A 13,346-nucleotide genomic window follows, 5' to 3' on the forward strand; every position below is an offset into this window, starting at 1 on the left:
GTCACGCCGCTTCCAGCAGGCGATCCTTGCTGACCGGCTCGTTCTTGAATTCCCGCACCAAGGCGCCGCGCTTGAGCACGAGGATGCGGTCGGCCAGCGACAGCACCGTTTCCGGCTCGGTCGACAGCACGATGATCGCGAGCCCCCTGGCGCGGAGGTCGCGAACGATGTTGATGACGTCGTTCTTGGCGCCGACATCCATGCCGCGGGTCGGCTCGCACAGCACCAGGAGTTTTGGTGGGTAGGTGAGCCATTTCGCCAGCGCGACCTTCTGCTGGTTGCCGCCGGAGAGCATGCCGAGATCGAGGCCGACCACCGGCGGCCGGATCTGCAGCTGATCGACCTGGCGCTTGGCGAGATCGCGCTCCTGCGCCGGCTTGAGCAGCAGCGCCGAGATGCGGTCGAGGATGCTGATCGAGATGTTCTTGTAGACCGGCTCCTGGTGAAACAGCATGTCGCGCCGGCTCTCCGGCACCAGCGCCACGCCGGCGCGCCGCGCCGCCGCCGTGCTGGCGAAGCTCTTTGGCGCGCCCTCGACGGCGAGCGTGCCACTGTCCGGCTTCAGCTTGCCGAACAAGATGCGCGACAGCTCCTGCTGGCCGCAGCCCATGAAGCCGTAGATGCCGAGCACCTCGCCGGCGCGCGCCTCGAACGAGACGTCCTGAAGGCTGCGGGACAGCGACAGCTGGTCGACCCTAAGAACGACCTTGCTGTCGCTCGGCTGCGGCAGCATCAGATCGTCAGTGTAGCTATGCTCGAGCGCCTCGCCGCCGCGGCCGATCATGGCCTCGATCAGCGCGCCCTTGCTGGTCGCCGCGCTTGCGGTCTCCGCCACCTTCCGTCCGTTGCGGAATACGGTCACCGTGTCGGACACGCGCAAGATGTCCTCGATGAAATGCGAGATGAAGACGATTGCAGTGCCTTCCTCGCGCAGCCTCCGGAGCGTTGCGAACAGCCGTTCGACCTCGGGCGGCGAGAGGGCGGAGGTCGGCTCGTCCAGGATGACGATGCCGGCGCCGGAGAACAGCACGCGCGCGATCTCGATCAGCTGCTGCAGTCCGATCGGGAGATCGCCGAGTCGCGCCATTGGGTCGACGTCGATGCCGAAGCGGGCGAGCTGCTCGCCCGCCTCGCGCGCCATCCGCCGCCACTGCACGAGGCCGAGGGCGTTGGTCGGCTGGTTGCCGAGGAAAACGTTCTCCGCGACCGTCAGGTCGGGCGCAACGCTGAGCTCCTGGTGCACCATGGCGATGCCGGCGGCGTGCGCATCGCGCGCCGAGCGGAAATGCATCTCCTGGCCGTCGACGAGGAAGCGGCCGGAGAACTCGGTGTGCACGCCGGCGATGATCTTCATCAGCGTGCTTTTTCCGGCGCCGTTCTCGCCGACGAGACCGTGGATCTCGCCGCGATAAAGCGCGAAGTCGACACCACGAAGCGCTTCGACCCCGCCGAAACTCTTCGTGATGCCCTGGAGTTCCAGGATAGGCTGTTGTCCCGCAGTCATGAAAGTTCAGGTCTGGAGACTCAGATCAGGAAGTGATCCTGCATCCACTGCATCCCGGCGGCGTTGGCCTTGGTCACGACCGGGCCGTCGGTGACGACGTTCTTCGGGATTCCCTGTCCGCTCTTCTCGCCGCCGACCACGGCCGATACGCCTGCAATGATGGCGCCGCCATGGATGCGGCAGGAGGGATTGCGGACGGTCGCGAACATGCGGCCTTCGCTCACCGCCTGGATCGCCGGCGGCATGGCGTCGACGCCGCCGATCAGGATGTTGGTGCGGCCCCGCGCTTTCATGATGTTGGCGGCGGCGAGCGCCATGTCGTCATTGTGGAAGAACGCCGCGTCGATCTGCGGATATTTCGTCAGGTAGGTTTCCCACAGACGCGCCGTCTTGGAGACGTCCCAGTCGGCCGGTTGCGTGTCGAGCACCTCGATGTTCGGAAATTGCTTGACCACCGAGTTGAAGCCCTTGGCTCTTCCTTGCGCGCCTGTATGTCCGAGCGCGCCCTGGGTCATGATGATCTTGCCCTTGCCGCCCATCGCGTTGCACAGCGCTTGGGTCACCGAGGCGCCCATGAACTCGTTGTCGGGAGCGAGGAAGGAGTGGACGTTGATCTGATCGAGAGGTGCGATCAGCGTGTCCATGTCGATCACGGGCGTGCCGGCGTCGATCATCTTCTGCACTGGCTGGGTCAGGGTGCCGATGCCAAAGGCCTGGATCGCGACGAAGTCCCATTTCTGCGAGGCCATGTTGTCGATCGCCGCGCGCTGCTTGACCGCATCGAGCTGGCCATCGAACCAGGTCACCTCCACATTGAACAGCTTGCCCCAGAATTCCGCCGCCTGCTTTCCTTGCGCGCACCAGGTGGCCTGGAGGCCTGCGTTGGAGAAGGCCGCCTTCAGCGGTTTTTCGCTGCGTCCGACTTCGGCCGCAAGTGCGGGGTTTATGCCCATGCTGCCGAAGAGGGCAGCCCCGGCGCCGGCGGTCGCTGCCGCCTGTAGAAGATCGCGCCTCGTCGTCGAGAGATCTTTCGTCCCGGACATCGCTCGCTCCCATATATTTTGTCGTCGGCGCGTCATTGCTTGCGCGACCGATGTCCGAAAGTCTCTCACAAGAGTTGTTGGCACTCAATCTGCAATCAACCGCGCGACAGGCGTCGCATCAGCCGGGAGTGTCCGCTGCGCGTCGCCGCGAGTTCGAGCATCGCCTGTCAGCGCGCGCATCGATCCTTGCGCGAGCGCGATGCCTCGTGCGCGCAATGCTCGGCTAAGATGACTACTCGATGTGGTCGGAAGAAGCGTTCATCGGCCGCATCGGCCCTGCACGCAAAAAAAGAGCGGGGCCCTGGCCCCGCTCAAAAATTGTGTCGACCCTATTATCCCCGATTCTAAGATTTGCTCTTGATTGACGGGGCGACGCTGCGTTTTGCGCGCCAGGGGCTCCTCCCGAGACTTGGACCACCAGGCCTCGACCTCACGGTCAGCGCCTGAGCAAGAGGATGCTAGATCAACTTTTCTCACTTGTCATCATTTTCGGCAACGAATGTTCAAAATTCGAGCAGCTGACGAAATGATCGAGCTTTTAGCCATATAACCATATGACAAATATACGAAATTTGTGGACACGCGTGGCGGGTTTCCCTGCCTCAAATGCCGGACCGGCGGCAGTGGCACACGCCCACCACAGCTTTCGAGAAAGTTGCGCTGGACCAAGAAGGCGGCGGAACTGACCTCGACTCGGCCCCGGCCGCGGTGTTTAGTTGCCGGGCGAACGAACGGTTCGGCGGATGCGCGCGCGGCTACAAAAATACTTACCCTTGGTCCTGCTCGCCCTGGCGATGCAGGTGCTGGCGCCGATTGCCGCCTGCTGGGCGACGGGCTTCGCCGTTGCCGATCCGCTGTCTGCCGGCGCGATCTGCCACAGTGCGAGCGAGCAGGGCGGCCTGAACGATCAGACCGGCGCGCCGGCCGCCCATGCCGGCGCATGCGCCCTGTGTTGCCTAGCCCAGGCCAACGCGTCGCTCGATTCGCCGACGCATGCGGCACTCGCGATTCCCGTCCGCCGCGCCGAGTGCGTGGTGTGGCATCCGGCGCATGCATCCGCGATCGCCGCTCACAAGGGCTCGAGCGCTCAGGCTCGCGCACCACCTCAATTTTCCTGACGTAGCGACAAACCGAGCCATTGGCGCGCGCCGTTGCCGTGCCGGTGGCGTGCTCAATGGACCGGCCGACGTGCCGGATGTCAGGAATTCAACAGATGTTACGCATTCGTGCGATCAGCCGCGCGAGCTTGCCCGTGCTTTGCGGGCTGGTGTCCTCGATCGGCTCAGACGCGCTCGCCCAGGACGCCTTGGAAGCGCTTCCCGCAGTGACGGTGGAGGCGCCGCAGGCTTCCCGTCCCAAACCGATCGCCCGGCCGTCGCGGCTGCGCTCCACTTCCGCGAGCCGCGCAGCGAGACCCGGTGCGCAGAACGCGGCCGCCAGCGCGCTGAGCCAAAGCCTGGCCGCATCTGTCGGCGCGGCGCGGGGTGGCCTCAATCAGGCGCCGGCCGGCCAGACCGCGACGACGATCGATCGCAGCCAGTTCGACAACCGCCCGGCGTTCTCGGTCAGCGACGTCTTGCGGGATAGTCCGGGGATTTCGATCAAGCAGGGGAACGGCCCCCGCGATTTCGGCATCTCGATTCGTGGCTCCAACGCCCGCAACGGCTTCGCCATCCGCAATCTCGTCATCTTCGAGGATGGCTTTCCGGTGACGCAGCCTGACGGCCTGTCGCGCAGCGACCTGATCGATCCCCATGCCTATGGTGCGATCGACGTGATCCGTGGACCTTCCTCGGCGCTCTACGGCAATTACGCGACCGGTGGCGCGCTCAATTTCCGGACGCGGCCAGGCGGCACGATCGATGGCGGCGAATATGGCGTCGACGGCGGCAGTTACGGCTACCTCAACAACTATTTGGCGGCCGGCAAGAAGGTCGGGAATTTCGAGGGCTCGCTGTTCGCAAGCGACGCGCGGGGCGACGGCTACATCGGCAATAGCTGGTTCAACACACAGACGGTCAACTTCCTCGGAACGCTCAAGGCGACGCCCGACGATCGCTTCACGGTCAAGATCATCAACAACGACCTCAGTGCGCGGCTGCCGATCCGGCAATCGCTGAACCAGTACTACCTCAACCCGTTCCAGCAGGGATGTGCGACCGGTGCAACCGCCGCGCCAGGATGCGGCACGGTCAGGCTGTTCAACAACGGCTTCAACGCAACTGGAGGGACCGACACGGAGACGGCCGTGCAGGCCGGGCTTGGCCGCAACGACCGCCGCACCATCGTCGGCGGCCGGTGGGAGCACGATTTCGACAATACCATGACCTGGCGCAACCAGTTCGTGTTCGACGACCGGAACATCAGCCAGCCGACCGGCACGACCAGCGCGATCGGAGATTTTCCGTCGTACAATTTCATGAGCGATCTGACCAAGCGCGGTGAGCTTCTTGGCCTTGAATCGACCGCGTTCTTCGGCGCCTTCTACAATTCCCTGACGGCATCGAGTGACACGCGGAATGTGATGCCGGGGGGCAATGCCACGCTCGGGAGGCTCTTGAGCAATCTCTTCAGCGAAACGACCAATTATGGTGTGCGCGCCAGGGAAGAGCTCAGGCTGACGAGCTCGCTGACCGCGGTCGCCGGCGTTGGTTGGGAGGCCACCCTGTTGAAGGGGACCAACACGGCATATGCCTACGCAGGTCCCACCGGCATCACCACAACAACCCTGACGACCGCGGACCGGCAATTTCAAAATGCCGCGCCAGAGTTGGCGCTCCTCTACAACCTCAATAACGAATGGCTGTTCCGGGGGCGGGTTGCCACGGGATACGGCACACCGCAGGTTTCGAATCTCTTTGTTCTTCCGACTGGGTTGTCCGGCAACAACACCCAGCTCCAGGCGCAGAAAAATCTAGGCTACGATCTCGGCTTCGACTGGACGCCGAACAACACGCTCAAGCTCAGTGCGACTGGCTTCTACGAGTTCTTCCGCAACGAGATCGTCTCTCAGGCTACCCCGATTTCCGGCACATCCTACACGTTCAACGCTCCGCGATCGGAGCATCGGGGGATCGAGCTTGCGGCGGACTGGAAGTTCTATCCGGGCTGGCGATTCACGGCGGCCTACACCTATCTCGACGAGGTCTACACCGAGTACGTCGAGAACATCACCAATGGCGCAGTGTTCAGCTTCAACCGGGCAGGCAACAAGATTCCCGGCATCTCCCCTAACGAGCTAACGGCGCGGATTGGCTATGACGAGTTCGCCGGGCCACTGGCAGGACTCGGAGGTTTCGTCGAACTCCAGTGGAAGGACTCCTTCTACATGGACAATGCGAATTTGCTCAAGGCGCCCGGCTATGAGCTGGTCAACGTGAACGTTCACTACAAGACCGATCTGGTGTCCGACACCTTCAGATCCCTGAATCTGTTTCTCGAGGTCAGGAACGTATTCGACCGTACCTATGTTGCCTCGGCAAACAACATCGCCAACACGGTGACGGCGGCGGGCCTTCAAAATCCTGCGAGCGCGCTCGCAAACACGACAGGATCAATCTACGCAGGCTCGCCGCGCACCTTCGTTGCAGGTATGAAGGTGGCGTTCAAATGATCCGGACTCTTGAAGGGAGTTGGGCCATGATCCGAACTGGCTTGCTCGGCATCGCCGCTCTCGCATTTCTGCAAGGTGCCGCCCTCGGGCAGATGCACGGTAAGCACGCGTCCGAGGCTGCGTGTGAGGAGCCGACGCTGCGCTGTGCGACCAAGGCGACGCCCGCCTTCGGTCCGGATGGGACGCTGTGGCTCGTCTGGATGGCGGGAGGGCAGGTCTCGGTCGCAAGTTCGCAAGATGAGGGTCGCAGCTTTTCGGTGCCCACCCAGGTCACGACGAAGCGGCTGAACCTCGATTGGGGGCCGGATGCCCGGCCGAAGATCGTGGTCGATCGCAAGGGCGGCATCGCGCTTGCGTTCTCGACCTTCAGGGACGAGGCCTTCAACGGTCAGGTGCTCTACACGCGCTCGGCTGACGGCGGGAAGAGCTTTGCGGAGCTGAAGCCCATCACCGCAAGCAACGAGAGCCAGCGGTTCGAGGCGCTGGCGCTCGATCAGGACGGAACGGTTTTCGCAGCCTGGCTCGACAAGCGCAATCGCGTCCCCGCAAGAGAGGCTGGACGGAAATACGAGGGCGCTGCGCTGTTCTTTGCTTCATCTCGCGATGGCGGCGCCACCTATGCCGAGGCCAGTCTCGCGCATGACGGCACCTGCGAATGCTGCCGGTTGGGGTTGACATTCGCGGCGCCCGGGCGGCCGGCTGTGGTCTTCAGGAACATCTTCGACGGCGGCGTGCGCGATCACGCGGTCATGACCTTTACCGACGTTTCGACGCCGGGTGAAATCCGTCGGGTCAGCAACGACGACTGGCAGATCAATGCCTGCCCGCATCATGGGCCGAGCCTCACCGTTGCGCCGAACGGGACCTATCATGTCGCCTGGTACACGAACGGGAAGGCTCGGAAAGGATTGTTCTACGCCCACTCGCGCGACGAAGGCCGCACCTTCTCCGCGCCGATGCCGTTGGGGCGACCGGATCGCAATGCGACGCGCCCGTTCGTGCTTGCAGGTCCTGCGGGAACGGTGATGGTCTGGAAGGAGTTCGACGGCGAGAAGACCTCGGTCCAGATGACGATCTCTCACGACGATGGCGAGACCTGGTCGCGGCCGAAGGCGATATCGAGCACGACCGACACGTCCGACCATCCGTTGCTCGTCTCCAATGGCCAGCACGTGTATCTGTCATGGATGACGAAGGCGGATGGCTATCGTCTCACAGCAATCGAGGATCAACCATGAGGCGTCGATTTGCATCCATTCTGGGTCTGGGTATCCTGATCGCGTCAGCGTCCGCGCTTGGGGCGCCTCCGGGCCTCAAGCCGTTCGAACGCGGCACCTGGCAAGGCGTGCTGAAGGGACATGCCGGGCACCCGACGCTCGTGCACTTCTGGGGCGTGACCTGCGGGCCCTGCAAGGTCGAGCTGCCCTTGCTCGGGCGGTTTGCGAAGGAGCATCCGGAGATCGACGTCGTCACGGTCAGCGCCGATCTCGTGCCGAACCTGCCGGGGGCCACGCAATCGATGCTCGACAAGGCGGGGCTGTCATCGACCGAGAACTTCATCTTCAACGACGGCTTCGTCGAGCGCTTGCGGTTCGAGATCGATCCTGCCTGGCAGGGCGACATCCCCAGGACAATGCTCATCTCTCGGGACGGGACCATCACGACGATCGAGGGCTCTGCCGAAATTGCCGATCTCGAAAAATGGTCGGCGCAACAACTCTCCAAACGCTGAAGTTCAGTCTGCAGAAGGGAATATCGATATGACGACAAAGTTGAAGGATGTGCTGCTTGCTGCGTTCGCTCTTGCACTCTGCGCAGCACCGGCGCTCGCCGACGATGTCAAGGCCGGCGATCTCGTCATCTCGCAGGCGTGGAGCCGGGCGACGCCGGGCGGCGCGAAGGTCGCCGGCGGCTATCTCATCATCGAGAACAAGGGGACAGCGGCGGACCAGCTGGTCAGCGTGTCCGCCGATATCGCAGGCAAGGCCGAGGTCCACGAGATGGCGATGGACAATGGCGTGATGAAGATGCGCCCGCTCGAAAAGGGGCTGGTGATCGATCCCGGCAAGACCGTTAAGCTTGCGCCCGGCGGCAATCATTTGATGCTTCAGGAGCTGAAGGGTCCGTTCAAGCAAGGCGACAAGGTGCCGGTGACGCTTCAGTTCGAGAAGGCCGGCAAGGTCTCCATCTCCCTCGACGTCCAGGGCGTCGGCTCGCAGGGGCCGGGTGATGCCGGACACTCGGGTCACATGGACATGAAGAAAATGCCGGATCACTCGGGAATGAAGATGAAGTGAGACTAATCGGGCCGGCCGCTCCTACGCGCGATCGACGGGCTGGTGACCGATTTCGGGCAGGTCACGCTCGAGGGCGATTGAGCCGCCGCCGTAAGGAGCGCCGCGGCGGCTCAACCTGAATCTGAAGTCGACGGAAAAATGGCAAGGAATTTCGCCGCGTTAGCGGCTTTTCCTCATTCCCGGTCTTGTGTTTTCGCTCCCAATCCGGTTTCACTGCAGCCGATCACTGATTCCCAGAGTATTACCATGCGGTTGTCGCGTTTCTTTCTGCCCATCCTGAAGGAAAATCCGAAAGAGGCGGAGATCGTCTCGCATCGCTTGATGCTGCGCGCTGGCATGATCCGGCAGGAGGCCGCCGGCATCTATGCCTGGCTGCCGCTTGGCTTCCGCGTGCTCAAGAAGATTGAGCAGATCGTGCGCGAGGAGCAGGACCGGTCCGGCGCGATCGAGGTTTTGATGCCGACCCTCCAGCTCGCCGACCTCTGGCGCGAGAGCGGTCGCTACGATGCCTATGGCCCGGAGATGCTGCGTATTGCCGACCGCCACAAGCGCGAGCTGCTGTACGGGCCGACCAACGAGGAGATGATCACCGAGATCTTCCGCGCCTTCGTGAAGTCCTACAAGAACCTGCCGTTGAATCTCTATCATATCCAATGGAAATTCCGCGACGAACAGCGTCCGCGTTTCGGCGTGATGCGCGGCCGCGAGTTCCTGATGAAGGACGCCTATTCCTTCGATCTCAACGAGGCCGCGGCACGCGTCGCCTACAACAAGATGTTCGTCGCCTATTTGCGCACCTTTGCGCGGATGGGACTGAAGGCGATTCCGATGCGCGCCGAGACCGGACCGATCGGCGGCGATCTCAGCCACGAGTTCATCGTGCTGGCAGAGACCGGTGAATCCGGCGTCTTTATCAATCGCGACGTGCTGGACCTGCCGGTGCCGGGCGAGGACGTCGATTATGACGGCGATCTGACGCCGATCATCAAGCAGTGGACCTCGCTCTATGCGGCGACCGAGGACGTCCACGACGCCGCGCGCTTCGAGCGGGAAGTGCCGGCGGACAAGCGGGTCAACACCCGCGGCATCGAGGTCGGCCAGATCTTCTATTTCGGCACGAAATACTCCGAGCCGATGAAGGCGCTGGTGGCGGGCCCGGACGGCGTCGACGTGCCGATCCATGGCGGCTCCTACGGCGTCGGCGTCTCGCGCCTGCTCGGTGCCATCATCGAGGCGTGCCATGACGATGCCGGCATCAAATGGCCGGAGGCGGTGGCACCGTTCCGCGTGTCGATCCTCAACCTCAAGCAGGGGGATGCGGCGGTCGATGCGGCCTGCGAGAAACTTTATGCCGAGCTCGCGGCCAAGGGCGTCGATGTGCTCTATGACGACACCGACCAGCGCGCCGGCGCCAAGTTCGCTGCCGCCGACCTGATCGGCATCCCCTGGCAGATCATGATCGGGCCGAAGGGCCTCGCCGACGGCAAGGTCGAGATCAAGCGGCGCAGCGACGGTGCCCGCGAAACCATGTCGCCTGCGGACGCGGTCGCCCGGCTGGTCGGCTGAATATTGTTCATCGCCCGATATCGCGGCCGCCAATCCGGCCACAATTGACCCCGAATCATGGGATTATCGAGCGATGGATGAGACCATGAGCGAAACTGTGCAAACCGCGCCTTTTGCGCCATTCGAGTGGATGCTGTCGGCGCGCTATTTGCGGGCGCGCCGCAAGGAGGGATTCATCTCGGTCATCGCCGGGTTCTCCTTTCTCGGCATCATGCTGGGCGTCGCGACGCTGATCATCGTCATGGCCGTGATGAACGGCTTCCGCAAAGAGCTGCTCGACAAGATCCTGGGGCTCAACGGCCACATCCTGGTTCAGCCGCTGGAATCGCCGCTGACCGACTGGAAGGACGTCGCCGAGCGCATCAGTCAGGTCGAGGGCATTCGCCTCGCAGCCCCCGTCGTGGACGGTCAGGCGCTGGCGTCATCGCCATGGAACGCCTCGGGCGTCCTGGTGCGGGGCATCCGCTCCGACGATCTCAACAACCTCACCTCGATCGCCAAGAACATCAAGCAGGGCTCGCTCGAAGGCTTTGACGACGGGCAGGGCGTCGCGATCGGCCGCCGCCTCGCCGACCAGCTGTCGCTGCATGCCGGCGACAGCGTGACCCTGGTGGCGCCGAAGGGCGCGGTCACGCCGATGGGTACGACGCCGCGGATCAAGCCCTACAAGATCGTCGCCGTGTTCGAGATCGGCATGTCCGAATACGATCTCGGCTTCGTGTTCATGCCGCTGGCGGAGGCGCAGGCCTATTTCAACCGCAGCAACGACGTGACTTCGATCGAGGTGTTCACCACCAATCCCGACAGGATCGATGCCTTCCGCAAAGCGGTGACGGAGGCGGCAGGCCGGCCGGTATTCCTGGTCGACTGGCGGCAGCGCAACTCAACCTTCTTCAATGCGCTCCAGGTCGAACGCAACGTGATGTTCCTGATCCTGACCATGATCGTGCTGGTTGCGGCATTGAACATCGTCTCCGGTCTGATCATGCTGGTGAAGGACAAGGGCAGCGACATCGCCATCCTGCGCACGATGGGCGCCTCGCAGGGCTCGATCATGCGGATCTTCCTGATCACGGGCGCTTCGATCGGCGTGGTCGGCACGCTGGTCGGCTTCTGCGTCGGCCTCGTGATCTGTCTCAACATCGAGTCCATCAGGCAATTCCTGTCCTGGCTGACCAGCACCGAGCTGTTCTCGCCGGAGCTCTATTTCCTGTCGAAACTGCCCGCCGAGATCGACGTCGGCGAGACCACGGCGGTCGTCATCATGGCGCTGACGCTGTCGTTCCTGGCGACGCTCTATCCGTCGTGGCGCGCCGCGCGCCTCGATCCGGTCGAAGCGCTCCGCTATGAGTGAGGGGCTGATGGAGCAGCAGCAGGGGGCGGAGGATGTCCCGGTCATTTATCTCCATGAGATAAAGCGGCAGTACTTGCAGGGTGAGGTGCCGCTGACGATCCTCGATGGCGCCAAGCTGGCGCTGTGGGCCGGCCAGTCCGTCGCGCTGGTGGCGCCGTCCGGCTCCGGCAAGTCGACGCTGCTGCACATCGCGGGGTTATTGGAAGCGCCCGATTCCGGCGAGGTCTATGTCTCGGGCGCGCCGACCTCGCAGCTGCCCGACATCGAGCGCACGCAGCTGCGCCGCACCGATATCGGCTTCGTCTATCAGTCGCACCGGCTGCTGCCGGAGTTCTCGGCGCTCGAGAACGTCATGCTGCCGCAGATGATCCGCGGCCTGAAGAAATCCGAGAGCGTCAAGCGCGCCAAGGAGATCCTGGGCTATCTCGGCCTCGGCGATCGCATCACCCACCGCCCGGCCGAGCTGTCCGGCGGCGAGCAGCAGCGTGTCGCGATCGCACGTGCGGTCGCCAACGCGCCGCGCGTGTTGTTTGCGGACGAGCCGACCGGCAATCTCGACCCTGGTACGGCCGAGCACGTGTTCCAGGCCCTGATGCAGCTGGTCAAGGCGACCCAGGTCTCGATGCTGATCGCGACCCACAACATGGAGCTTGCCGGCCGCATGGACCGGCGGGTCTCGCTGTCGCACGGCCAAGTGGTCGAGCTCGATTAAAAAACTGCGAAAACAACCCCATGCACAGTAGCCAAGTGCTTGGCGGAACTGACGAAAAAAATCGGCGACGGCGCTCCGCCGCCGCTTGAGGGCTCAAGGCCTGATCACCGTCAATTTGAACGGTCCGCCATTCGCCGCGGCGTGTTCCACCGCCTCATTCGCATGATCGAGGTCGAAGGCCGTGGTCTCGTACTCGTCGAGCCGCAGCAACCCGGCGCGCACCAGCGCGATCAGGCGGCTCGCCGCATCCGGCGGGTACATCCAGACGCCATGGATGTTGATGCAGTTGCGCATGATCCAGGGGTAGGGCAGCTCGAGGCCGGCGCCGCCCGCCATGCCGACGCCGCCCATCAGCACGACGCGGCCATATGCGCGCACTGTCATGACTGCTGCCCGCACGACGGTCGGGCTCACCGAGGGCGGCATGATGTCGAACACGCAGTCGATCGGGCCTGATGCAGCGCGCTTCATGCTCTCGCGGTCGTCGTCCTCATTGCCGGTGAGTCTGACCGGCTTCACGCGGCTGCCGAAGCGGCGGACCAGGTCGGCGAGGATCTTTTCGTTGCGGCCAGGCGTGACCACGCAGGCCGCGCCCATCGCGAGCGCGACCGAGACGGCAGCGCTGCCGAAATTGCCGGTGGCGCCGCTCACCAGCACGGTCTCGCCAGGACGCAGATTTGCAGCGAGGAAGCCGCCATAGGGCACCAGCAGCGTGCCCAGCGCGCACCAACGCGTCGCGTCCTCCGACGTGATCGCGCCGAGGCGTTTGACGTTCTCGGTCGGCAGGCGCATCTGCTCGGCGAAGGAGCCGTGACGAAAGTGCTGTTGCAGGCGCATGCCTCCAGGACCCGCGGCGGTGAGGCCTTGCAGCGCGATATCGGGCGCCACGGCGTCGTCGCGCGAGCGCACGGTCGGATCGCAGAACACCCAGTCGCCGATCGCGAGCTTGGTTGCGTCCGGGCCGATCGCGCGCACCCGGCCGATGCCGCCGGGGCCAGGAATAATTGGTAGATCGAGCGCGTAATTGCGCGTCCCGTCGAAGACCTCGTTCATATAGGACAGCACGCGCGTGGCGACGACGTCGACGATGACCTCGCCGGTACCGAGCACTGGTTCGGGGACATCTTCGATCACCAATGGCGAGCCGAAGGATTTGAGCACGGCAGCTTTCATGATGTTCACCTCAAAGTCGGGTGAAGCCGATATGCACCGCCTTGGAGGGGCCAAGAAGGCCTGGTATTATCCTAGTATTCCAAG

11 protein-coding genes are annotated in these 13,346 nt (G+C 63.6%); 8 read left to right on the forward strand and 3 right to left on the reverse strand.

The features are described 5' to 3' along the window. Nucleotide 1: 1 nt before the first annotated feature. Nucleotides 2–1,504, reverse strand: coding sequence for a sugar ABC transporter ATP-binding protein (locus P6U29_RS20045; RefSeq protein ID WP_407119118.1), 1,503 nt, complete (start codon nucleotides 1,502–1,504; stop codon nucleotides 2–4). A 20-nt stretch (nucleotides 1,505–1,524) separates the two neighbouring features. Further along, a complete protein-coding gene (locus P6U29_RS20050; RefSeq protein WP_407119119.1) occupies nucleotides 1,525–2,547 on the reverse strand; it encodes a sugar ABC transporter substrate-binding protein in 1,023 nt (340 codons plus the stop codon). Between the two features lie 743 nt (nucleotides 2,548–3,290). Between P6U29_RS20050 and P6U29_RS20055 the strand changes: the two genes are divergently transcribed. The 8 genes from P6U29_RS20055 to P6U29_RS20090 all read left to right on the forward strand — a co-directional run bounded on the left by P6U29_RS20055 (nucleotide 3,291) and on the right by P6U29_RS20090 (nucleotide 12,089). Continuing rightward, nucleotides 3,291–3,665 carry a DUF2946 family protein gene (locus P6U29_RS20055; RefSeq protein ID WP_407119120.1) on the forward strand — a complete coding sequence of 125 codons (375 nt, stop codon included), beginning with the start codon at nucleotides 3,291–3,293 and terminating at the stop codon, nucleotides 3,663–3,665. Nucleotides 3,666–3,760: 95 nt separating this feature from the next. After that, nucleotides 3,761–6,160, forward strand: a complete 2,400-nt coding sequence (locus tag P6U29_RS20060) for a TonB-dependent receptor family protein (RefSeq protein WP_407119121.1) — start codon at nucleotides 3,761–3,763, stop codon at nucleotides 6,158–6,160. A 26-nt stretch (nucleotides 6,161–6,186) separates the two neighbouring features. After that, nucleotides 6,187–7,398 carry a sialidase family protein gene (locus P6U29_RS20065; RefSeq protein WP_407119122.1) on the forward strand — a complete coding sequence of 404 codons (1,212 nt, stop codon included), beginning with the start codon at nucleotides 6,187–6,189 and terminating at the stop codon, nucleotides 7,396–7,398. Beyond that, on the forward strand, nucleotides 7,395–7,892 hold the full coding sequence (locus P6U29_RS20070; protein ID WP_407119123.1) for a TlpA family protein disulfide reductase: 498 nt from the start codon (nucleotides 7,395–7,397) through the stop codon (nucleotides 7,890–7,892). The genes P6U29_RS20065 and P6U29_RS20070 overlap by 4 nt, the downstream gene beginning before the upstream one ends. A gap of 28 nt (nucleotides 7,893–7,920) precedes the next feature. Continuing rightward, nucleotides 7,921–8,457 (forward strand): copper chaperone PCu(A)C, encoded by a 537-nt coding sequence (locus tag P6U29_RS20075; protein WP_407119124.1) that lies wholly within the window; start codon nucleotides 7,921–7,923, stop codon nucleotides 8,455–8,457. Between the two features lie 246 nt (nucleotides 8,458–8,703). Beyond that, nucleotides 8,704–10,023, forward strand: coding sequence for a proline--tRNA ligase (gene proS, locus P6U29_RS20080; protein WP_407119125.1), 1,320 nt, complete (start codon nucleotides 8,704–8,706; stop codon nucleotides 10,021–10,023). Nucleotides 10,024–10,096: 73 nt separating this feature from the next. Further along, the gene (locus P6U29_RS20085; protein ID WP_407119126.1) at nucleotides 10,097–11,377 is read left to right on the forward strand and encodes a lipoprotein-releasing ABC transporter permease subunit; all 1,281 of its coding nucleotides are present in this window, start codon (nucleotides 10,097–10,099) and stop codon (nucleotides 11,375–11,377) included. Between the two features lie 7 nt (nucleotides 11,378–11,384). Continuing rightward, the gene (locus P6U29_RS20090) at nucleotides 11,385–12,089 is read left to right on the forward strand and encodes an ABC transporter ATP-binding protein (RefSeq protein WP_407119369.1); all 705 of its coding nucleotides are present in this window, start codon (nucleotides 11,385–11,387) and stop codon (nucleotides 12,087–12,089) included. A 93-nt stretch (nucleotides 12,090–12,182) separates the two neighbouring features. Here the strand turns inward: P6U29_RS20090 and P6U29_RS20095 are convergent, their stop codons facing one another. Further along, nucleotides 12,183–13,262 carry a zinc-binding dehydrogenase gene (locus tag P6U29_RS20095; protein WP_407119127.1) on the reverse strand — a complete coding sequence of 360 codons (1,080 nt, stop codon included), beginning with the start codon at nucleotides 13,260–13,262 and terminating at the stop codon, nucleotides 12,183–12,185. Between the last annotated feature and the right edge of the window lie 84 nt (nucleotides 13,263–13,346).

Source organism: Bradyrhizobium sp. LMG 9283 (assembly GCF_045571415.1).
In the GTDB taxonomy this organism is placed as follows: Bacteria; Pseudomonadota; Alphaproteobacteria; order Rhizobiales; family Xanthobacteraceae; genus Bradyrhizobium.